The sequence below is a fragment of the Actinomyces urogenitalis genome (genome assembly GCF_002861525.1).
Classification (GTDB): Bacteria; Actinomycetota; Actinomycetes; order Actinomycetales; family Actinomycetaceae; genus Actinomyces; species Actinomyces urogenitalis.
In genome coordinates this window covers 191,484-212,631 of record NZ_PKHA01000001.1, presented here as the reverse complement: position 1 = coordinate 212,631, position 21,148 = coordinate 191,484, and the positions used below count along the sequence as shown (strand labels likewise).

21 protein-coding genes and 1 riboswitch are annotated in these 21,148 nt (G+C 70.3%); of the genes, 4 read left to right on the top strand and 17 right to left on the bottom strand.

Features of this window, described 5'->3' with window-relative positions; genetic code table 11:
- Positions 1-31 precede the first annotated feature (31 nt).
- A complete protein-coding gene (locus tag CYJ26_RS00895; RefSeq protein WP_006549733.1) occupies positions 32-1,156 on the bottom strand; it encodes a 6-phosphofructokinase in 1,125 nt (374 codons plus the stop codon).
- Positions 1,157-1,340: 184 nt separating this feature from the next.
- Here CYJ26_RS00895 and CYJ26_RS00890 point away from each other — a divergent pair, with 184 nt between their 5' ends.
- Positions 1,341-1,694 carry an RNA polymerase-binding protein RbpA gene (locus CYJ26_RS00890; protein ID WP_024035943.1) on the top strand — a complete coding sequence of 118 codons (354 nt, stop codon included), beginning with the start codon at positions 1,341-1,343 and terminating at the stop codon, positions 1,692-1,694.
- Between the two features lie 43 nt (positions 1,695-1,737).
- Here the strand turns inward: CYJ26_RS00890 and CYJ26_RS00885 are convergent, their stop codons facing one another.
- The 9 genes from CYJ26_RS00885 to CYJ26_RS00845 all read right to left on the bottom strand — a co-directional run bounded on the left by CYJ26_RS00885 (position 1,738) and on the right by CYJ26_RS00845 (position 12,343).
- Positions 1,738-2,535 (bottom strand): polyprenol monophosphomannose synthase, encoded by a 798-nt coding sequence (locus CYJ26_RS00885; RefSeq protein ID WP_006549735.1) that lies wholly within the window; start codon positions 2,533-2,535, stop codon positions 1,738-1,740.
- Positions 2,536-2,559: 24 nt separating this feature from the next.
- Entirely contained in the window at positions 2,560-4,161 is a 1,602-nt protein-coding gene (gene lnt, locus CYJ26_RS00880) for an apolipoprotein N-acyltransferase (RefSeq protein ID WP_006549736.1), read from the bottom strand.
- A 1-nt stretch (position 4,162) separates the two neighbouring features.
- The gene (locus CYJ26_RS00875) at positions 4,163-5,068 is read right to left on the bottom strand and encodes a DUF808 family protein (protein WP_006549737.1); all 906 of its coding nucleotides are present in this window, start codon (positions 5,066-5,068) and stop codon (positions 4,163-4,165) included.
- A 9-nt stretch (positions 5,069-5,077) separates the two neighbouring features.
- Complete coding sequence (locus CYJ26_RS00870) at positions 5,078-7,957, bottom strand: DEAD/DEAH box helicase (protein WP_006549738.1); 2,880 nt, start codon at positions 7,955-7,957, stop codon at positions 5,078-5,080.
- A 54-nt stretch (positions 7,958-8,011) separates the two neighbouring features.
- A complete protein-coding gene (locus CYJ26_RS00865) occupies positions 8,012-8,971 on the bottom strand; it encodes a diacylglycerol/lipid kinase family protein (RefSeq protein WP_040319941.1) in 960 nt (319 codons plus the stop codon).
- Between the two features lie 61 nt (positions 8,972-9,032).
- A complete protein-coding gene (tatC, locus tag CYJ26_RS00860; RefSeq protein WP_006549740.1) occupies positions 9,033-9,854 on the bottom strand; it encodes a twin-arginine translocase subunit TatC in 822 nt (273 codons plus the stop codon).
- Between the two features lie 95 nt (positions 9,855-9,949).
- On the bottom strand, positions 9,950-10,231 hold the full coding sequence (tatA, locus tag CYJ26_RS00855; protein ID WP_006549741.1) for a Sec-independent protein translocase subunit TatA: 282 nt from the start codon (positions 10,229-10,231) through the stop codon (positions 9,950-9,952).
- A 139-nt stretch (positions 10,232-10,370) separates the two neighbouring features.
- A complete protein-coding gene (locus tag CYJ26_RS00850; RefSeq protein WP_101637781.1) occupies positions 10,371-11,354 on the bottom strand; it encodes a helix-turn-helix transcriptional regulator in 984 nt (327 codons plus the stop codon).
- Positions 11,354-12,343, bottom strand: a complete 990-nt coding sequence (locus CYJ26_RS00845) for a helix-turn-helix transcriptional regulator (RefSeq protein ID WP_244901982.1) — start codon at positions 12,341-12,343, stop codon at positions 11,354-11,356. The genes CYJ26_RS00850 and CYJ26_RS00845 overlap by 1 nt, the downstream gene beginning before the upstream one ends.
- Before the next feature lie 22 nt (positions 12,344-12,365).
- On the opposite strand from CYJ26_RS00845, the gene CYJ26_RS00840 reads away from it, so the two are divergent.
- The 3 genes from CYJ26_RS00840 to hisG are packed head-to-tail and all read left to right on the top strand — an operon-like array spanning position 12,366 to position 14,734.
- Positions 12,366-13,550, top strand: a complete 1,185-nt coding sequence (locus tag CYJ26_RS00840; RefSeq protein WP_101637780.1) for a DUF3866 family protein — start codon at positions 12,366-12,368, stop codon at positions 13,548-13,550.
- Positions 13,551-13,571: 21 nt separating this feature from the next.
- Positions 13,572-13,835: a phosphoribosyl-ATP diphosphatase gene (locus tag CYJ26_RS00835; RefSeq protein WP_034235527.1), complete on the top strand. Its 264-nt coding sequence runs from the start codon at positions 13,572-13,574 to the stop codon at positions 13,833-13,835.
- A gap of 53 nt (positions 13,836-13,888) precedes the next feature.
- Positions 13,889-14,734, top strand: a complete 846-nt coding sequence (gene hisG, locus CYJ26_RS00830; protein ID WP_024035650.1) for an ATP phosphoribosyltransferase — start codon at positions 13,889-13,891, stop codon at positions 14,732-14,734.
- Between the two features lie 19 nt (positions 14,735-14,753).
- Here the strand turns inward: hisG and CYJ26_RS00825 are convergent, their stop codons facing one another.
- From CYJ26_RS00825 to dhaK, 7 genes are all read right to left on the bottom strand, one after another.
- On the bottom strand, positions 14,754-15,788 hold the full coding sequence (locus tag CYJ26_RS00825; protein ID WP_006549746.1) for an ABC transporter substrate-binding protein: 1,035 nt from the start codon (positions 15,786-15,788) through the stop codon (positions 14,754-14,756).
- 55 nt (positions 15,789-15,843) lie between these two features.
- Positions 15,844-16,644 (bottom strand): ABC transporter permease, encoded by an 801-nt coding sequence (locus CYJ26_RS00820; RefSeq protein WP_006549747.1) that lies wholly within the window; start codon positions 16,642-16,644, stop codon positions 15,844-15,846.
- A gap of 143 nt (positions 16,645-16,787) precedes the next feature.
- A riboswitch (FMN riboswitch) is annotated at positions 16,788-16,928 on the bottom strand.
- 13 nt (positions 16,929-16,941) lie between these two features.
- Positions 16,942-18,423 (bottom strand): sodium/proline symporter PutP, encoded by a 1,482-nt coding sequence (gene putP / locus CYJ26_RS00815; RefSeq protein WP_034235388.1) that lies wholly within the window; start codon positions 18,421-18,423, stop codon positions 16,942-16,944.
- Between the two features lie 126 nt (positions 18,424-18,549).
- Complete coding sequence (gene acpS, locus CYJ26_RS00810) at positions 18,550-19,080, bottom strand: holo-ACP synthase AcpS (protein ID WP_006549749.1); 531 nt, start codon at positions 19,078-19,080, stop codon at positions 18,550-18,552.
- Complete coding sequence (gene dhaM / locus CYJ26_RS00805; RefSeq protein ID WP_006549750.1) at positions 19,077-19,484, bottom strand: dihydroxyacetone kinase phosphoryl donor subunit DhaM; 408 nt, start codon at positions 19,482-19,484, stop codon at positions 19,077-19,079. Before dhaM ends, acpS begins: the two co-directional genes overlap by 4 nt.
- Positions 19,481-20,128: a dihydroxyacetone kinase subunit DhaL gene (dhaL, locus tag CYJ26_RS00800; protein ID WP_050765701.1), complete on the bottom strand. Its 648-nt coding sequence runs from the start codon at positions 20,126-20,128 to the stop codon at positions 19,481-19,483. Before dhaL ends, dhaM begins: the two co-directional genes overlap by 4 nt.
- A complete protein-coding gene (gene dhaK / locus CYJ26_RS00795) occupies positions 20,125-21,141 on the bottom strand; it encodes a dihydroxyacetone kinase subunit DhaK (RefSeq protein ID WP_006549752.1) in 1,017 nt (338 codons plus the stop codon). The genes dhaL and dhaK overlap by 4 nt, the downstream gene beginning before the upstream one ends.
- Positions 21,142-21,148 lie beyond the last annotated feature (7 nt).

The window sequence follows — 21,148 nt, the reverse complement described above, 5'->3', positions numbered from 1 at the left end:
GGATGAACGCGAGGTAACCGGGACTGTGACTTCAGTCTCCGAAGGACGTACCCACGGCGCGAGCCGCCTGGATCCACTCGTGGTCAGCGGGCACGTACTTGACCTTGCCCGCCACCTTCTTCAGCGGCACGAGCTCGGTGCCGTGCCCACGGTCAGCCACCATGACGCCGAACTTGCCGTCCTCAACGGCCTGCGCCCCGGCCACCCCCAGGCGCGTGCCCAGCAGGCGGTCGGCAGCGTTCGGGGTGCCGCCTCGCTGGACGTAGCCGAGGATGGACACGCGCGCCTCCAGGCCGGTGCGCTCCTCCAGCTGCTCGGCCAGGGTGAAGGTGTTGGCGCGGTGGCTCGCCTCCAGCCGCTTGACGCCCCGCTTGGCCGCCGCCTTGGACTCCGGCGTCGAGGCCTCCTTGACCAGCTGCTCAGCGTGGTCGAGCTCCATGCGGTCGGCAGTGTTCAGAGCCCCCTCGGCCACGGCGATGACGGAGAAGGTCGAGCCGTGGGAGCGTCGGCGCTCGATCTTGGCCACGATGGCGTCGACGTCGTAGGGCACCTCGGGCAGGAGGATGACGTCGGCCCCGCCGGCGATTCCCGCGCCCAGCGCCAGCCAGCCGGCCCGGTGGCCCATGATCTCGGTGAGGATGATGCGGTGGTGGGAGTGGGCAGTGGAGTGGAGGCGGTCAACGGCCTCGGTGGCGATCTCCAACGCCGTGGCGAAGCCGAAGGAGGAGTCGGTCTCCACGATGTCGTTGTCGATGGTCTTGGGCAGGTGGAGGACGTTGAGGCCGGCGTCCATGAGCCGCTTGGCGTTCTTGGCCGTGCCCCCGCCACCCAGGCACACCAGGGCCTCAAGCTTGTTCTTCTCGTAGTTGTCCACGATGGTCGGTATCATGTCTGTCTCCTGGCCATCGACCATCATCCGGTGCACCTTGTCCCGACTGGTTCCCAGGAAGGTGCCTCCGGTGGTCAGGATCCCGGACAGCGAGGCGGAGTCCAGGTGCACGAAGCGGTTCTCCGCCAGGCCTCGCATGCCGTCACGGAAGCCGATGAGCTCCCAGCCATGGACGCCGATGGCGGCCTTGCCAAATCCACGGATCGCGGCGTTGAGGCCGGGGGCGTCGCCGCCGGCGGTGAGGATACCGATGCGCTTGGTTGCCATGGCCGCAATTATGCCGCCGTGAGCGCGCTCAGACCTAGCAACCCGGTACACTATGCGCTCAGAAACCACTGCGCTGCGCCGTCGGGAAGAAAGCGGACGCACGCGGTGTTGGCGTAGGCGATGCCGTGTCCGAGCGGACCGGCACCACGTCCACGCACCACATCCACCAAGGAGAGAGGCAAGCATGGCTGACCGCGCACTGCGAGGCATGACCATCGGCGCGAAGTCGATGGAGTCTGAGGAGGGTGTGGAGTTCGCAGAGCGCCAGACCGTCACCTACGAGTGCCCGATGGCGCATCTGACCGTCGTCCCGATGTCCGTGGAGGCGGACGTTCCCCAGACCTGGGAGTGCGGGGAGTGCGGACAGGTCGCCACCCTGCGTGGCGAGGAGGAGCCTGAGGACGAGGAGCCCAAGAAGGCTCCCCGTACCCACTGGGACATGCTTTTGGAGCGCCGCAGCCTCGACGAGCTCAAGGTCCTGCTCGACGAGCGCCTGGAGCTGCTGCGCTCAGGCGAGATCTACCGTCAGCGTTTCTGAGGTTCCCGCCGGCACGGCGCGAGCCCACCACCGAGCGCTGGTCTCAGCGTCGTCTGCGACGCTCCGACCAGCGCTCGCGCGCGTCCATAAACTGGTTCTCCGCGCGCTGCGCCGCCTGGAGCGCCTGACCACCACGCTTGAGCAGTCCCCACTTCGTGACCAGCGCGAGCTCCTCGGAGAAGATCCCGCCCGAGAGCTTGGACTGACCCACTTCCCGTTCGACGAAGGTGATCGGCATCTCGACGATGCGTCCGCCGATCTCGTCCACCAGCAGCGTCATGTTGACCTGGAAGCCGTAGCCCATGGCCTCAACCTTGCCCAGGTCCAGCCGCCGGAGCATCGAGGCGCGGTAGACCCGGAAGCCGGCCGTGGCGTCCTTGACCCGCAGGCCCAACATGGCGTTGATATACAGGTTGCCAGCACGTGAGAGCGCCACCCGGCGAGCGTCCCATCCCTGGGTCGCCCCGCCTGAGACCCAGCGTGAACCGATGACGAGGTCGGGCCGGTCGGCCATCTCGGCCCGCTGGATGAGCAGCGCCAGGTCCTCGGCCCGATGGGAGCCGTCAGCGTCCATCTCCACCACCAGCTCGTAGCCGCTGGCCAGGGCCCAGGAGAACCCGGCCAGGTAGGCCGGGCCCAGTCCAGCCTTCTCCTTGCGGTGCAGGACGTGGACGTGGTCGTCACGCTCGGCTCGGGCGTCAGCGAAGGCACCCGTCCCGTCCGGTGAGGCGTCGTCGACGACAAGCACATGGGCGTCTGCCACCGCCTGACGCACCCGGTCCAGTGCGCCGGGTAGCGACTCGATCTCGTTATAGGTCGGGATGACGACGACGGTCTTCACGGCAGGGCCTTCCGATGTCTTGCCTCAGTGACGCCGGCGGCGACGACGCCTGAGCTGCTCATGTGCACAGCACAGGATACCGGTCAGGTAGAGCGCCGCGGCGACGGCGAGCACGACACGCCCGGGCCAGGCCCCCAGCCTGTCAGCCACCGTCAGCGAGTGGCGCAAACCGACGTCGGCAGCCAGGGCGGAGCGGGTGAAGGGCTCCAGCTCCTGGACCACCACGCCCTTGGGAGTGATGACTCCGGTCAGGCCCACGGTCGAGACCTGGACGACGCTGCGCCCGTGCACCACCGCCTGCACCCGTCCCTGCGCCAGCTGCTGGGCTGCCTCGGTCGAGCGGCCGAAGCTGGCGTTGTTGGTCGGGATGACGATGAGGCTGCCCCCCTGCTCCACCCCCTGACGCAGGATGTCGTCATAGGCGACCTCGAAGCAGATGCCCATGGCCACGGTGACGTCCTCGTCGCGAGCGGCAGCGTGCACGGTCAGGGTCACCGGTCCGGTACCTGCCACCATATCCGTCCCGATCCGGTCCACCTGGCTCGTCAGCCGGCGCAGCGCCTGACGCCACGGGATGTACTCGCCGAAGGGAACGGGGCGGTGCTTGCGGTAGTACTGCCCGGCGCCCTCGCCCGGGGTCCACACGACGACGTCGTTGTAGCGCACCTCGTCCTCGTAGGCCACGGCGCCCACCAGCACGGGCGCCCCGGCTGCATGGGCCGCGTGCTCAACGAGGACGGCGGCCGAGGAGTGGGTACGAGGGTCCAGGTCGGCAGCGTTCTCGGGCCACACGACCAGGTCAAGCGACCCTGCAGGCTCCTGGCCGGCCAGGTCCAGGGTCGCCTGGGCGTGGTTGCCTGTGACCTCCAGCGCCCTGGCGAAGGCGTCGTCAGCGGCGCGGGCGCTGTCAGCTACGTCCCCCTGGACCGCGCCCACGCGGATGGTCCCGTCCTGGGCTACCGAGTCCACCGGCAGCGCCACCGGTGCCAGGATGAGTGCGCCAGCCAGCGTGGCGGCGGTGATGGTCTGCAGCAGGCGCAGGCGGCGGGCGGCTCCCACCGCCTCGGCCACACACGCCCCCGTCAAGGCCACCAGGATGCTCAGCCCCAAGGAGCCGCCGTAGGCCGCAAAGGGCAGGCTCGGCGCGTCGGCCATCGCGAAGGCCAGGCGACCGAAGGGAAAGCCTCCCCAGGGCCAGCTCGAGCGCAGCTCCTCCACGCCGCCGAACAGCACGGCTGCCGCCAGTGCGCGCCCTGCCATCGCCCTGGCCCGCTCGCCGCGCAGGACCGGTAGGCGACTGACCACCGACCAGGCCATCGCCCAGGCCACGAGGTAGAGGGACTCCACCACCGTCAGGCTGACCCATCCCAGCGCGTTGCCCATGGACACGGCCGTGAAGTGGAACAGGGGCGTGAACATCCCCAGCCCGAAGAACAGACCTCGCGCACCAGCGCTCCCCCAGGTAACCTGCGTCGTGGCTGCGATGATGCCTCCCAGCCCCAGCGGCACTGCCCACCAGGCTCCTAGCGGGGCAAAACCGGCCGACACGGCCAGGCCGCAGCCGCTGGCCCAGGCCCACCAGGCCAGGCGCGCACCCCACCGGCGCCCTCGCTCACGGCGAGCCACCTCAGCGCACCAGCTTTCGTGCCAGGCTCACCAGGCCCGCCAGGACCAGTCCCACGACGACGCCGAAGACGAAGGCCGCCGCCGTGGCCGCCAGCCATGACAGCACCGGGTTGCTCGCCAGCCCCGCGGCCTCCTCCAGGAGGTGGGCGGGAACCGCCACACCGAGCTCGGCGAGGTTGTGAGCCAGGATCTGCCCACCCACCCAGGCCATCGCCACCGTCCCGATGATGCCGATGACCGTAAACAGGCCCGGCGCCGCCCGCACGATCCCGCGTCCCAGCCGCTGGACGTCACTGCCACGACCCCGCGAGGCCAGGTGGAGGCCGAGGTCGTCCACCTTAATCAGTGCCGCCACGAGGCCGTAGACGGCGAAGGTGATGAGCAGGGCAATCATGACCAGCACGATGACCCGGCGCAGCGAGGACTCCCCCGCTACCTCTGCCAGGGCCAGCAGCATGATCTCGGTGGACAGCACGAAGTCTGTGGTCACGGCCTGGCGCACGACGGCGTCCTCATCACGGTCCATCACCTGTTCGGCGGTGGCGTGGGAGGGATGGAGGAGCTTGTCGATGACCTTCTCCCCCGCCTCGAAGCACAGATAGCTCCCGCCCACCACGAGAGCGACCGGCAGCAGGGCGGGCGCCAGCCAGCTGACCACCAGGGCCACCGGCAGGATGATGAGCAGCTTGTTGCGCAGCGAGCCCATCGCGATCCGCTTGATGATCGGGATCTCGCGCTGGGGTGAGATGCCGGTGACGTACTGCGGGGTGGCGGCGACGTCATCGACGGCGGCCGCGGAGACCTTCGCCGAGGTCTTGACGGCCATGGCCGCCGTATCGTCCACGGTGGCGACCGTGAGCTTGGCCAGGGTGGCGATATCGTCCAGGAGGGCGAAGAAACCAGACATGCCGGCAGGTTACATCCCAGAAAAGGCCACGACGCCGCGGTCGACGTCGAGGCTAGCCTCGGCCGCCGTCCGCGAGACCTCAGCCACCTGGGAGCCCAGAGCCTGATCCTCGCGCGAGTCAGGCTGCAGCGTGGCGAGCTGTCCCAGGACGTCCAGCAGCTGCCTGGACCAGCGCACGAAGTCTCCCGCCGTCATCTCTGAGTCCTCCAGGACCTGCGCCAGGCTGGCGCCCTCAGCCCAGGCCTGCACGCCTGCGGCCATGGCTGGCTCCGCTCCGGCCGACAGCTCCAGGCGCGCCAGGGCCTCCAGGTCATTGATGCGCCGGGCGACGTCCAGCTCCTGGCGCAGGCTGCGCCCCAGGGCGGATCCCGGCGCTACGGGCAGGCTGAGGCTGGCCACATTGGCCCGAGGCTCGTAGACGCAGGCGCTCACCGCTCCCGCCAGTTCGCTAGAACCCAGGCCCTGCCACACGCCCTGGCGCAGGCACTGGGCGATGAGCAGGTCGCGCTCGGCATAGACCCGAGCCAGGACCCGGCCGGCCCCGGTGACGGCAAGCTCGCCATCGGGCTCCTGCTGCGCCACCGGGCGCAGGTATCCCAGGGCGACCAGGACCTGGCAGACGGCGTCAAAGAGCCTGGCGATCGTCCCGGTCCGCCGCTCGATCCGCTCGGTCAGGCGCTCAGCCTGCGCCACGGCCTTGGCCCACTTGCGCCCCACGCGTGCGTGCTCCTCCCGGTGCGGGCAGGCGTGGCACGGGTGAGAGCGCATCTGCCGGCGCAGCTGGTCAATCTGCTCAACCGCGCTGCGGCTGGCACGCGGCCCTCGCTCCGGCCTTCCAGCCTCCTCGAAGCGTCCGGCCCGCATTCCCTCCACCAGGCGCGTGACCAACCGGTCACGGTCTCGTGGCCGGCGCACCTCGAGGCTGGCCGCCACGGTCAAGGAGCCCACACGCAGCACCCCCTCGGGGGTGGTGTCCGGGGTGAGGTTATAGATCTTGGAGTCCTCCCCCAGCACCGTCAGGTACGGGGTGCCCGTACGGTCCGCACCCGTACCCACCACCACGGCGTGGCGCTGGCGCCTGCCCTTGCGGAAGACGACGACCGACCCGCGGGCCAGGCCCTCCATCTGGCGTCCGGCCTCAGCGCGGCGCCTGGCCCGCTTGTCACGTGACAGGTCCGCCTCAGCCTCGGCGATACGTTGACGCAGCCGCGCGTACTCGCGAAAGTCCCCCAGGTGGCAGGCCATCTGCTCCTCCAGGGCGCCCAGCGAGCGTCGCGCACGCCGGGCCTGCGCCGCCAGCTCCACCACGCCTCGGTCCGCCTGGAACTGGGCGAAGGAGGATTCCAGCACCTCCCGGGCCCGGGCACGGGAGGAGCGGGACAGGAGGTTGACCGCCATGTTGTAGGTCGGGCGGAAGGCGGAGACAAGCGGGTAGGTACGCCGCGAGGCAAGGGAGGAGACGAAGGCGGGCTCGACGTCGTCGGCGGCCAGGACGACGGCGTGTCCCTCGACGTCGATACCGCGCCGGCCGGCTCGCCCGGTCAGCTGGGTGTACTCCCCCGGTGTCAGAGTGACGTGGGCCGAGCCGTTCCACTTACGCAGTGACTCCAGGACGACGGTGCGCGCCGGCATGTTAATGCCCAGGGCCAGGGTCTCCGTGGCGTAGACGACCTTGACGAGCCCGGCGCTGAAGAGCTCCTCGACCGTCTCCTTGAACACCGGTAGCAGCCCGGCGTGGTGGGCCGCGTAGCCGCGCTGGAGGGCGTGGGCCCAGGAGTGGAAGCCCAGCACCCCCAGGTCCGCAGCAGGGATCTCAGAGGTGCGGCGGTCGATCACCTCACGGATCTGCTCGGCCTCGGCCTGCGTGGTCAGGTCCACCCCAGCGGCCGCCAGCTGGGAGACGGCCTGCTCGCAGCCGGCCCGGGAGAAGACGAAGACAATTGCTGGGAGGAGATGAGCCTGCTCCAGGGCGTCGACGACGGCCAGGCGTGAGGGAGGACGCAGCCGCGCGCTGCGGGCCCCGTCCCGCCCCCGGTGCGGGGCCCTCCACCCGCCCGTGTCGTGGGTGCCACCCCGTGCCCCACGGCTGTAGCCTCCCGCCTGGCCGGCGGCAGCGCGCCGGGCGCTGCGCACCGCCTTGAGCAGGTCCGGGTTGAGCGGCGGCTGGGCGGCATGGCTCGCCTCCTGGTGGGCGTCCTCCAGGGCCACAGGAACGCTGTACAGGTCCAGCAGGCGTCGGCCCACCATCATGTGCTGCGTCAGCGGCACCGGCCGGTGCTCGGAGACGACCACCGCCGTCTTGCCTCGCACGTGGCCGAGCCAGTCCCCGAACTCCTCCGCGTTGGAGACCGTGGCGGACAGGGAGACCACCTGGACCTGCGGATCAAGGTGGATGATCACCTCCTCCCACACGGGTCCGCGGAAGCGGTCCGCCAGGTAGTGGACCTCGTCCATGACCACGAATCCCAGCCGGTCCAGGTCCCGCGAGGAGGAGTAGAGCATGTTGCGCAGGACCTCGGTGGTCATGACGACGACCTCGGCATGAGGATTAACCGAGGTGTCCCCCGTCAGTAGGCCGACCTTGTCCTGGCCGTAGCGGGCGGCCAGGTCCTGGTACTTCTGGTTGGACAGGGCCTTGATCGGGGTGGTGTAGAAGGTCTTGCGGCCCTTGGCCAGCCCCAGGAAGACCGCGAACTCCCCCACGATCGTCTTGCCCGCGCCCGTGGGTGCCGCCACGAGCACACCCTCGCCGCGCTCGACGGCCTGGCAGCCGGCGACCTGGAAGTCGTCCAGGGGGAAGTCGTAGCCGGCAGCAAAACGGGCCAGCTCGCTCCTGGCGGCCTCGGCCCGGCGCTTGGCAGCGGCGAAACGTTCTGCTGGAGAGCTCATAGTCCCACCCTACGTGGCACCAGCGACGCTTACCGCCCCCAGGTCCTGCGGCGCTCAGCCACGAGAGGGGACGATCACCCGCACCGCCCGCCGCTCGGCCTCTAGCCTGAGCGGCAGTCCTGCCACGGGCTCGCCGTCGGCCATGGGGTGGGGTGGGGTACGCAGCCCCTGCCTCCCGCTCCAGGCCTCGATGGTCACCACGCGGCTGCGCTCGTGGTGGACGGCTGGGTGGTCCATGTGCGAGCCCTGGCGCAGCCGGGCCAGGTGTCCCACCAGCCCCGTGCGCGAGACGAGATCAAGCCGGATGACGTCCAGCAGGCCGTCACTGGGGTCAGCCACGGGCACGATGTCCAGCCCACCGCCGATGTACCGGGTGTTGGCCACCGCCAGGAGGACCGCGCCACCCTCCCAGGTCCCCGCGTCCGTGGTGACCCGGTAGCCGTAGGGCGCCATGTGTCTGATCTCGTACGGGATGGCGCGCATGTAGCGCCCCTCCCCCGAGGGCCAGGCCAGGGTGTTGGCCCGGGCGTTGACGGCGGCGTCGATCCCGGCGGAGACGACGGCGAGGCACCACTCGTGCTCGTCGGGCACCGGTGTGCCGTCGGGCCGGGTGGCGTGGATGGCATCGAGCTCGGCGACCGTGGCGCCCTCCTGGCCGCACAGCGCCAGGTGGACCAGGCGCAGGGCCGCCGCGACGTCACGGGCCTGGATGCCTAGGTGACGGGCGATGTCGTTTCCGGTGCCCACCGGCACGATGCCCAGCGGCACCGACGTCGTCGCCACGACGTCCAGACCCAGGTGCACGGTGCCGTCCCCGCCGATGACGACCAGGGCGTCGAGCCCGGACCCATCCTCGACCAGTGCCGTGGCCGCGCGGCGGGTGGAGTCGTAGTCCTGGCCCTGGGCCAGGGCGACCTCGTAGCCCAGTCGCTCCAGCGTCCAGCGGGCGATCTCAGCGGCGTCGGTGAAACGGCCCTTGCCGGAGGTGGGGTTCGCCACGAGCCCCACCCGCAGATGGATCCCGGGATCGAGGGGGCGAAGGAAGGGAGAGGGGGTAGGAGCTGCGGGCACGGGCCTAGCTCTCAGCCAGGGCTGCGTCGAGCTCGGCGTCCAGGGCCGCGCGCTTCTTCTCCACCCGCTTGTCATGCGCCATCGACAGCCCACAGGCACCGAAGTACAGCCCGCAGATGGGGATGGCCATCATGATCATCGACCAGGGGTCAGGCAGCGGGTTCGCCACGGCCATGAAGGCGAAGACGCCCACCACAGCCCAGCGCCAGCCCTTGAGCATGGTCCGCCCCTTCATCAGACCCAGCCGGTTGAGGCCGACCAGCAGCTCGGGCAGGAGGAAGGCCACGCCGAAGACCAGGATGATCCTCATGACGAAGGAGAAGTAGGAGGAGTACTGCAGGAAGCCGGCGGTGTCGGTGGGCATGAAGCCCACGAGGATCGACACAGCGTGAGGCAGGATGAGGACGCCCAGCCCGATGCCGCAGGCGAACAGCACGAGCCCGGCCAGGCCGAAGGCCCAGGTGTAGCGCTTCTCCTTACGGGTCATTCCCGGGCCCACGTAGGCCCAGAACTCATACATCCACAGCGGTGAGGAGAACAGCACGCCCAGCCACAGGGAGATGCGGATCTTCAGGTCGAAGGAGGACAACACCGTGTCGAAATTCATCGTCACGTTGTGCCCGTTGGCCTGGGCGACCTTGAGGGGGTGCATGAGGAGCTGGAAGCACCAGTCGTAGAGGAGGTAGCCCACCACCGCTCCCACGACCACGCCGATAGCCGAGATGAACAGACGGTTGCGAGCCTCCCGCAGGTGGTCGCCGATGGACATGACCGCATCAGGGTTGTCCTTGCGGCGGGTCTTGGTGACCTTCGGCAGCTTGGGCATGCCGATCTCCTCACTCCTACGGGGACGACGACGAACGGCGCCCACGTCCGTCAGCCGGGGCTCACCGGCTGACGGACGCGGGTCGCGTGCGGGCTTCAGGCCTGGGGCGTGGAGCCGTCAGCGTTCTGCTGCGGAGCAGCCTGACCCGGCTGGGTGGGCTGCGTGTAGTAGGTGCCCTGCTGCGGCTGCTGGATCTGGGCCGGGGGCTGCACGGTGGCGGCCGGGTCATCCTCCTCGCGCAGCTCCTTGACCTCCTTCTTGAAGACCTTCATGGACTGGCCGAGGCTGCGAGCGATGTCAGGGAGCTTGCCAGCGCCGAAGATGAGAAGGACGAGGACGAGAAGCACGATCCAGTGCCAGGGCTTGAAAGCTCCCATGGTGTTGCCCTACTTCCGTGTAGACAGGCGATGAGCGGACTGAACGGGCTTGAGTCTAGCCGTAGCCCGCAGCGCGTCCAGCACGCTCGCCTCCGTGTTCCACCCTCGGCGTAGGTCCGCCGGGGCCTGGGCCGCTGCCCTACCCTTCCTCGCCAAGCCGCTCGTAGGCACCTAGTGCGCTCCTGGCGGCCCGCGCCGCCTGGGCCGCCAGCCCAGGCGGCTGGACGCCCAGAAGATCGCGTCCGCAGGACAGGATGAGGCTGACCAGCCACTGCTCGTCGCGGCCCAGCACGACCGCTGTGAGCGTGCCGTCCTCCTCCTGCGTCACCGACTCGCACGGCACCTGCTCGGTCAGCCACCTGGCTCGCCGGTCAAGGTGCAGAGTCGCCCGCGGCCGGTCAGTGTTGGCCTTCTCACGTTTGCGCTGTGCGGCGCGTGCGCGCGGGCTGCGTGCCAGGCGGTGGGCCGTGGCGGGCGTGTCCAGGACCTCAGCCTCCAGGACACGGTCTAGCCGGAAGCTGCGCTCGGCCCGGGTGCTCAGGCACCACGCACGCAGGTAGAGGTGAGACCCGTCAGACTCCAGCTGCGCCGGGTCGACCTCGCGCTGGGAGCGCCGGTCCGCCGCGTCGACGTAGACGATCCTCAGGCGGCGGCGCAGCGCCAGGGCCCGGCGCACCACGGCCAGCGCCTGCGGCGCCTCCTGCGCCCCGCCGGCCTGCTCCATCCTGCCGTGCCCCAGCAGACCGGCCAGCGTCTGCTCGGCCCGCTCCACCTGGCTGGCCGCCTGCGGGTCCCCCTGAAGGAGGTCCGCCAGCACGCGCAGGGACAGCTGCAGGGCCAGGGCCTCCTGGCTCGTCAGGCGTAGCGGGGTGTCCAGCCCCAGCGAGGTCGTCAGCCTCAGCCGGCCCTCCTCCAGCTCCAGGGCGTCAAAGTCGACCAGCTCGTCAGGCATCGCGTCCCGTGGCCCGGACACCCACAGGGCCTCGACGTCCCGGATGATGGTCTCCTCGCTGACCTCGAAGTGCTCAGCTGCCTCCCGCACAGTGACCCCCGGTCGGGCAGCCACCCAGGCCGGAAGCGCCAGCAGCCGCAGCAGCCGGTCAGCCGCGCTCGGACGCGCCATCAGCTCGCCTCCTCTGCACCCGCCGCACCTCGCAGGTGCTCCAGGACCAGCTCACGCAGCTCGACTGGCTCCAGGACCACGACGGCGTCGGCCAGGGCTGCCAGGGACCCGGCAAAGGCGAAAAGGTCCTCATAGTCCACCGCCACGACGTCGTAGCCGGAGAGCTCACGCTGGATCCGCCTCGAGCGCGCCCGCAGTGCCAGCGCGCGACCCGGGGCCAGGCCCAGCACGACGCGGTGGTGGTCAGCGGGTAGAGAGGCAACGGGCTCGAAGGCGCCCGGTGCGCTGATCACCTCCACCTGACCGCGCAGACGTGCCAGCCGGAAGGTACGCACCTGTCCCACCTGAGTATCGCGCCCTTCGAGGTACCAGGCTCCCTCGCTCATCCGCAGCCGGTGCGGCTCAACCGTGCGCCGGGCCACGGTCCCGGACGAGGCGGAGGCATAGTCGAAAGCGACCACCTGACGCTCCTCCACCGCTGAGGCGAGAGAAGAGGGGACCTCGCTTCCAGCCAGGTCGAGGCTCAGATCCGCCAGGGTGCCTGCACCCGCGGTGCCTGGCGCCGTCTCATCGTCAGCCTCGTCCTGCCCCTCCTGCGGCTTGTCCTCGGCCACCGCCCGCAGCTTGGTCAGGGCCCTGCGGGCCGCCACCGGCAGGTCGCCGTCACGCCAGGCCGAGGCGGCCAGCTCGATCGCGGCCGCCTGCTCGGCGTCCAGGCGCAGCGAGGGCAAGGCGTAGCTGGCCTCGTCAACCAGGTAGCGCGGCTCGGTGTCCGCTCCGACGACGAGGATGGGCACGCCCAGGGCGCGCAGCTCGTTCTTGTCCCGCTCGAACATCCGCCTGGCCGCCTGCGCGGACTGCTGGTCGTAGCCCTCCACACGCGCCACGAGCTCGGTGGCGCTGAGCCCCGTGGTGGTCTGGCGCAGAGCGAGCAGGAGATTCATCTGTCTCTCCTCGGCGCGTACGGGAGAGCCTGGGCTGGTGGTCACGCACGCAGCCTAGGCTGGGACCATGATGTGGCGCGACGGCGAGGTGGTCCAGCAACGGCGTACGTGGGGGCGCGAGCCCCGGCGTTGCGCTGAGCTCGAGGTCCGTCTCACCCAGGCTCCGGCCGGTGCCACCGGCCTGTTGCCCGGCCAGGAGCTGCGCGCCGTCGCCTACGAGCAGCTCGGCGGTCTTCCCCAGCCAGGCGAACTCGTACGCCTGGAGGTCTCGGCCCTCGCCCGGGGCCTGGGTACGGGCGGCCACGCCATGGTGACGGCCCGGCTGGACCTCCTGCCGCCTGACGCCCCGGCTCCTGGCCACCTCGTCAAGGCCCGTTACATGCCCGATCAGGTCATGGTGGCCGGGGTCGACGAGCAGGACATGCCCGGCCACGAGGTGCTGCGTGCCCCGGTCGGGCAGCTGGAGCTTGAGGACATGCCGGTCGTCGTCGCGGACCTGCACTCCAGCCTGCCGGCGGTGCTGGCCGGCCTCGCCTCGCCCACGGGCACGTCCGGCCTGGTCGAGCCCGGGCGCCGGCCGCGCACCGTCTACGTCATGACCGACGGCGGCGCCCTGCCTGCCGCCTACTCGCGCACCGCGGTGGGGCTGCGCGAGGCCGGGTGGCTGGCCGGGACGATCACCTGCGGCCAGGCCTGGGGCGGTGACCTGGAGGCCGTCAGCCTCCACAACGCCCTGCTCGCTGCCCGTCACGTGCTCGGCGCCCAGGTCGCCGTCGTCATCCAGGGACCGGGCAACCTGGGCACGGACACGCCCTGGGGGTTCTCCGGAGTGGCATGCGGGGAGGCCGTCAACGCCGTCGCCGTCCTGGGAGGGCGCGCCCTGGCCTGCCTGCGGGTCTCCCAGGCCGACGCCCGCCACCGCCACCGCGGGATCTCCCACCACAGCCTCACCGCCTACGGCAAGGTGGCGCTGGCGGGTGCCGACGTCGTCGTGCCCCGGCTCGGTGGTGAGCTCGGAGCCCAGGTCTGGCACCAGGCCGAGGCCCTGTGCGCCCCGCGACCGGTCGGCCGCCAGCACCGTCTGGTCCCGGTGGACACCGCCGGGCTCCTTCAGGCTCTGCACCAGGCGCAGCAGGCCACCGGCGTGCGGCTCGCCACCATGGGACGTGGCCTGGAGGAGGACACCGCGGCCTTCGTCACGGCGGCGGCCGCAGGGCGGTACGCGGCGGACCTGGTCAGCCAGGTGCACTAACCTGAGGCCATGACCCACGATGTGAAGACCTTCGAGTCGCTGTTCGCCGAGCTGTCTGAGAAGGCCGCCACCCGTCCCGAGGGCTCGGGCACTGTGGCCGAGCTGGACAAGGGCGTGCACTTCATCGGCAAAAAGCTCGTTGAGGAGGCCGCCGAGTCCTGGATGGCCTGCGAGCACGAGTCTGACGAGGCCGCCTGCGAGGAGCTGAGCCAGCTGCTCTACCACGCCCAGGTCATGATGATCGCCAAGGGCTACACCCTGGCCGACGTCTACAAGTACCTGTGAGCCGAGCGCTCACCCTTCCCCCTCCCCACCGCCCCGACCCGGAGAAGACCACCGTGCTGCGTATCGCCGTGCCCAACAAGGGCTCCCTGTCCGAGCCCGCCACCACCATGCTCAAGGAGGCGGGTTACCGCACCCGCCGCACCGGCCGTGAGCTCGTCCTCATTGACGAGGCCAACGAGGTGGAGCTGTTCTTCCTGCGCCCGCGTGACATCGCCGTCTACGTCGGCCAGGGCACGGTCCATGCCGGCATCACCGGACGCGACCTCCTGCTGGACTCGGGTGTGCAAGCCGTGGAGCACCTCGCGCTGGGCTTCGCCCGCTCGACCTTCCGCTTCGCCGCGCCCGCCGGCACCATGAGCTCGCTGGCGGACGTGGCCGGCAAGCGCGTGGCGACCTCCTATGACGTCCTCGTGCGCGAGTACCTGCGTGCCCAGGGCGTGGAGGCCACCACCGTCCACCTTGACGGCGCGGTGGAGTCCTCCGTCCAGCTCGGGGTCGCTGACCTCATCGCCGACGTCGTCGAGACCGGCACCACGCTGCGTGCGGCCGGCCTGGAGGTCTTCGGCGAGCCGATCCTGGCCAGCGAGGCCGTGCTCATCACCACCGAGGCCTATCGCGACGAGCCAGGCCTGGCCACGCTCGTGCGCCGTCTGGAGGGCGTGATGCGGGCACGGTCCTACGTGCTCATCGACTACGACGTGCGCATGAACGACCTCCACCTGGCCACGGCCATCACGCCCGGTCTGGAGTCCCCCACGGTCTCCCCGCTGCAGAACCCTGACTGGGTCGCCGTGCGCTCGATGGTGCCGCGCGCGGATATGAACCGCGTCATGGACGAGCTCTACGAGGTCGGCGCGCGCGCCATCCTCGTCTCCTCGCTGCTGGCCTGCCGCCTGTAGCGCACCGACCCGCTGCCTCCTAGACCAGCGGGTCGCACACCGCCTCGACCGTCGGTGCGGCGCCGGTGAGCAGGCCGTGGTCATCCAGGAAGGCGATCATGGCCTCAACCTCCTCGGTGGAGAGGGAGCCGACGGCGGCCGTGGACCCCGCGGGCTCGATGAGCTCAGCGGTCGCCACCGCCACCGCCCGGGCGTTGGCGGCCTGGGTGGCGTCCACGAGGTCAGTGACGTAGGCCTTGGTGGCCTCGACGGCGGCGTCAGGGTCCGCGGCGAAAGCCTCCATCCCGGCGGCGCTGGCCGCCACCACAGCCGCCAGCTCCTCGCGACGTTGCTCCAGCACGGCGTTGGTGGTCACCAGGCTCGCGCCCACCAGCGGCACCTGCTCGGCCACAGCCAGGGTCCGCACCGGCGTGCCTGCTAGCGTGATCTGGACCGCGTCGTTGTTGGAGAAGCCCACGATGGCATCGACCTTGCCGCCCACCAGAGCCGCCTGCTGGGTGTAGCCGATCTCCTGGACCTGCAGGTCGGACTCGCTCAGTCCTGCGCTCTCCATCGCTACCTGGAAAGCGAACCAGTTCTCCCCGAAGCGCCCGGGCAGGCCGATGGTGCGCCCGGCCAGGTCTGCCAGGCTGCGGATCTCGGAGTCCTCAGGCACGATGACGCAGCCGGGGTAGGCCTGGTAGTAGCCGCCGACCACCACGAGGTCTGATCCTCCCGAGGCGGCCACGACGGCCTCATCGGCCCCGGCCACGACGAGCTGCTCGGTGCCTGCGGCCAGCGCGTCGAACAAGCCCTCCTGGGCACCGTGGTGGCGAAGCGTGACGCCCGCGGCATACTGCTCACCGGCCTGGGCCATGTAGAAGGGCGCGAACTGGACGTTGGGTGTGTAGCTCATCCCGATCGTCAGCCCTGCGGACCCGGCGGGCGCGGATGCACCGGCGCTGCTTGAGGACTGGGAGCGGGCCGCGGTGCCCGAGGAACAGGCGGCCAGCACGCTCGTGGCGGTGGCGGCAGTGGCCAGGTGGATAAGACGACGGCGGCTCATAGCAGTCATGACAGGTTCCTTCGGTCAGAGGGTGGGTCGGTGGATCGATGAAGTGGGAGGGCAGTCAGGTCGCGCGTCGTCCGCGCATGGCGTCCACGACCCGGCTGCGGCGCTCGGCCTCGTGCAGGCACCAGTGGATCGCCATGGCCATGGCGCACAGCAGGACGATCGTGGAGAACAGGCCAGCGGTGTCCACGGCGTCGCGCTGGTGGGCGAGCACCATGCCCAGGCCCTGGCCGCCCATGGTCATCTCACCGACCACCGCACCAGTGACGGACAAGGTGAAGCCGGTGCGCAGCCCGGACAAGATGGCCGGCAGCGCCATCGGCAGCTCCATGCGCATGATCATGCTCATCCCGTGGGCGCCGTCGAGCCTGGCCGCGTCCAGGACGTCGGTGTCCAGGCCCCGCAGGCCCAGCAGGACAGTGACCGTGATGGGAAAGAACACCATGAGCGTGCACAGGAGCACCACTGGCACCGTTCCGTAGCCGATCCACAGCACCAGCAGCGGGGCGATGGCGATGGCCGGGACGGCCTGGGAGGCGGCGACGTAGGGCAGCACCGTCCGGGAGAAGCGGGGCCAGTGGAACAGGCCCCAGGCCAGGGGCAGGGACAGGCAGGTGGCCGTCAGGCACCCCAGCAGGGCCTCGCGCATGGTCACCCAGGCATAGCCGGCCAGGCCTCCTTGGGTCAGCGCCAGCCACAGACGTCTGGCCACGCCGGAGGGCGAAGGCAGGAAGACCGCAGGCACCGCCTGGCTCGCGCTGACGGCCCACCACAGGCCTACGAGCACCAGGCCCAGGGTCAGAGCCGGCAACGGCGCGCGCAGGCGTGCGCTGACTCGGCCTGCGGCTGAAGGTGACATCAATGCTCCCGGTGGCCCCGCCCGAGGAGCCTCCCCGGGCCGCTCCGGGGGTGATGGGCCAGCGCCGCGCAGGCGCGCCCGACGCACGGTGAGCAGCGCCATACGCCCTCAACGAGGGTGTGCCAGCGCCAGGCACCATGCGCCTCGTGCTTCCTCCCATCCGGACTTTCACCGTCGGTGCTGGAATTCCACCAGCTCAGCTGCACGCGCGCCCCGGCGGGACGAACGTGCAGGTCGCGGACTGTCACCGCCGGCTCGGACTTTCACCGACCCCGGAGCACGTAACTGTGGCAGACACTAGCCGCGATGGCTGGCCAGGGCAACTGCCCGGTCGAACTCCTCAGCCACCTCAGGGGCCGGCTGCCGGGTCAGCGAGACCCCGATCGCCACGGCAAGGTTGGCCACGAACCCGGGCAGGATCTCGTAAAGCTCGAAGACGCCTCCGGACAGGTTGCCCCACACCATGACGACGACGGCCCCGGTGACCATGCCGGCAAAGGCACCCACCGTCGTCAGACGCTTCCAGTACAGCGACAGCAGGACCGTGGGGCCGAAGGAGGCCCCGAAGCCGGCCCAGGCAAAGGCCACGAGGGCGAGGATGGTGTCATTGCGTTCCCAGGCGAGCAGCGCGGCCACGGTGGCGATAGCCGCCACGCTCATGCGCGAGTAGAGCACGAGCTTGCCGCTGGAGACCGGCTTGCGCGTCACCACGCCGTAGAGGTCCTCGATGAGTGCGGAGGAGGTTACGAGCAGCTGGGAGGCAACCGTGGACATGATGGCTGCCAGGATCGCTGAGAGCAGGAAGCCGGCGATCAGCGGGTGGAACAGGAGCTGGCCCAGCGCCAGGAAGACGGCCTCGGGATCTGCCAGCGCGCCGGGGTCGCGACGGTAGTGGGCGACTCCGACCACGGCGGTAGCGCAGGCGCCTGCGACCGCGAAGAGCATCCAGCCGATGCCGATCCGCCGCCCGGCCCTCGCCTCTGACACGTTCCGAATCGCCATGAAGCGCACGATGATGTGCGGCTGGCCGAAGTAGCCCAGGCCCCAGGCCAGGGAGGAGACGACGCCGACGAGCGTGACCGAGGAACCGATCATGGCCCAGTAGCTGGGATCAACCTCGTGGACAGCCTGGATCACCTGGGCCGGTCCACCCAGGCTCACCACCCCCACCACAGGCACCATGACCAGCGCCGCCACCATCATGACGCCCTGGACGAAGTCGGTGTAGGACACGGCCAGGAAGCCACCGACCAGGGTGTAGACCACCGTGATCGCGGCGACGAGCACCATGCCCAGGCGGTAGTCCATGCCGAAGGAGTTCTCAAAGAACACCCCGCCGGCCACCATGCCGGAGGAGACGTAGAAGGTGAAGTAGACCAGGATGATGATTCCGCTGGCCCAGCGCAGCAGGTGGCGGTCGTCGTGCAGGCGGTTGTCGAGGAAGCTCGGGATGGTGATGGAGTTCCTGGCCACCTCGGTGTAGGTGCGCAGACGCGGGGCCACGTATCTCCAGTTCAGCCAGGCCCCCACTGTCAGTCCGATGGCGATCCAGGACTCCACCAGGCCGGAGGCGTACAGCGCGCCTGGCAGTCCCATGAGGAGCCATCCCGACATGTCTGAGGCCCCGGCGCTCAATGCCGCGACCCAGGGTCCCAGGCCGCGGCCGGCGAGCATGTAGTCGTCCAGGTCGTGATTGCGCCCGTAGGCCCAGCCACCGATGGCCACCATGCCCACGAAGTAGATGATCATGGCGATGGCCTGATAGGTAGCCTCAGTCATAGTGACGTCCTTGTCTGCCGTCAGGAACAGGGTGTGCAGGATGCTACAGGACGATAGTCCCAGGCAAGGGTGCACGGCGAGGACGTCACCGAACTGTGACCGCGGTGACTTTTCCTGGAAACAGACTCAGGTCTCCTTCTCCGACCCGCTCGCCAGGGCCAGTACCACGGCCGCAGCCCAGCCGCCGTCGTGCGTGAGGGAGACGAGCCAGCGTGCCGATGCCGTTCCCCCGGGTCCCAGCGTCGCGCTGACCGCCTGAGCGACCCGGCCCGCCAGCCGCAGGCCCGGACGGTGCCAGTGGTCGCTGACGACCTCGATCTCACGCCAGTCCAGCTCCTGGGGGGACAGGGCCGGCACGACGCCGGTCCCGGCGAGCGTGTTGACGGCCTGTGACCAGGCCTTGACGAAGGCCTCCTTGGCCGCCCACCGCGCCGCCAGGTGCTCGGCCTCCTGAGACCCAGACTCCTGGCTGCGGCGACGTGCCTCGCGGCACTCACGCGGGGTGAAGGCTCGCTCAGCCAGCACCGTGCCCGGCTGGGCGAGCTGGGCAGCCAGCGCAGGGACGTCAACGAGGTCCATCCCCACCCCCAGGACCTGGCCGCCAGGAGGGACAGGCAGGCTCGGCAGCCCCGCCGTGTCAGGTCCGTCCGCCCTCATCCCTCGACCTGGCAGCGTTTGTCTGCCGCCGCGTTGGCCGCACGCTCACAGACCTGGTCGAAGGGGCACCCGGTGCCAGCGGCCGCGTAGGCGGCCAGCAGCCCCTCGACCAGGGGAGCCGGGCTGACCACCGTGCGCTCGGTCAGCTCGGAGTCGATGAGCTCAACAGCCATCTGAGCGCTCATGATCCCGCTGCCCACGTCCGCCAGGAGGAGGACGCCCTCGGAGTCGTCGGCGGCCTCGATCCCCGCCATGACGGCGGTGGGATCCGTGCCCAGGCCCCCGTCCGGCGTTCCCGCGGCCACCTGGACGTTCACGTCCAGGCTCGGCATGAGCCCGGCCACCAGGGCCACGGCCGCCTCGGCCAGCTGGCGCGAGTGGGAGACAACAACGATCCCGCTCATGCCTGCTCCTCCTGCGAGGTCGCTGTCTCAGCCTGTGCCAGCGCCTGGAGGACCAGGGCGGTCGAGGCCGCGCCCGGGTCGATATGACCGACCGAGCGCTGACCGAGGTAGGAGGCCCGCCCCTTCGTCGCCCGCATCGCCGCCGTGGCCCCACGTCCCTCCTGCGCCGCCCGCGCCGCTGCCGCGGTGCCTGCCGCCAGGTCAGACTGGCCCCGCATGGCCTCCAGCGCCGGCAGCCAGGCGTCCAGCATGGTCTTCTCCCCCGCCTGGGAGCGCCCGCGCGCCTGGACACCGGCCACGCCAGCCTCCATCGCCCGCAGCAGCACCGGCAGGTCGATCTCAGGGCTGTCGCCGCACTCGCCAGCCATGCGCAGGAAGAAGGTGCCGTACAGCGGCCCGGAGGCACCACCGATGGTCGAGATGAGAGTCATCGCCACCTTCTTCAGCACCGCTCCCGGCGTCGCCAGGGCCGGGTCCTGCACGGCCTGGGCCGCCGCCTGGAAGCCGCGGCGCATATTGGCACCGTGGTCGGCGTCGCCGATGGCGGCGTCAAGCTCGGTCAGCTCCCGCTCATGGGCGGTGACCAACTCAGCAGCCAGGCTGATCCACTGGCGTACCCCCTGTGCGTCAAGAACCGTGCTCATTTGCCCGCCTCCGTCCACGTCAGCGCCGCCGTCCTCACCGGTGCGTCCCACAGGCGCAGGACCTCCTCATCGGCTCGTACCAGCGTCAGCGCGCAGCCCGCCATGTCCAGGCTCGTGACGTAGGAGCCCACCAGGCTGCGTTCAACCACCACGCCAGCCTGGTCCAGCAGCGCCTTGACCTCGCCGTACATGAGGTAGAGCTCTAGCAGCGGGGTGGCCCCCATCCCGTCCAGCACGGCGATGACGCCGTGTCCGTCAGGAGAGTCCGGCAGCTCGGCCAGGACCGGAGCGACCAGCTCGGCCGCCACCTGCTTGGCCGTCATCATCGGCGCGCGGCGGCGGCCAGGCTCGCCGTGGATACCGATGCCGATCTCGATCTCGTCCTCGGGCAGGTCGAAGGAGGGCCTGCCGTTGGCCGGCACGGTGCAGGAGGAAAGCGCCACCCCCATCGAGCGGCCGTGGTCGGCCACCCGTTGGGCCACGGCCTGGACCTGGCCGAGGCTGGCACCAGCCTCGGCGGCGGCGCCGGCGACCTTCTCCACCACGAGCGTGGTCCCCACGCCCCGCCGCCCGGTGGTGTACAGGGAGTCCTCGACCGCGACGTCGTCGGCCACGACGACAGTGGCTACCTCGGGGCCGTCCTCCATCGCCACCAGCTCAGCAGCCATCTCGAAGTTCATCACGTCGCCGGTGTAGTTCTTGACCACGTGGAGCACGCCCGCCCCGCGGTCAGCCGCCTTGGTGGCCGCCACGACCTGGTCGGGCACGGGCGAGGTGAAGACCTCCCCGGCGCAGGCGGCGTCAAGCATGCCCGGCCCGACGAAGCCGCAGTGCAACGGCTCGTGCCCGCTGCCTCCGCCCGAGATGACGGCCACGCGGCCCTCCTTCTTGGGGCTGGCTCGGTAGACCACACGATGGTCCAGGTCCACCGTCACCAGGTCCGGGTGCGCGGCTGCCAGTCCCGCCAAGGCGTCGGCGACGACGCTCTCAGCATCATTGATGAGCTTCTTCATGGTGCTC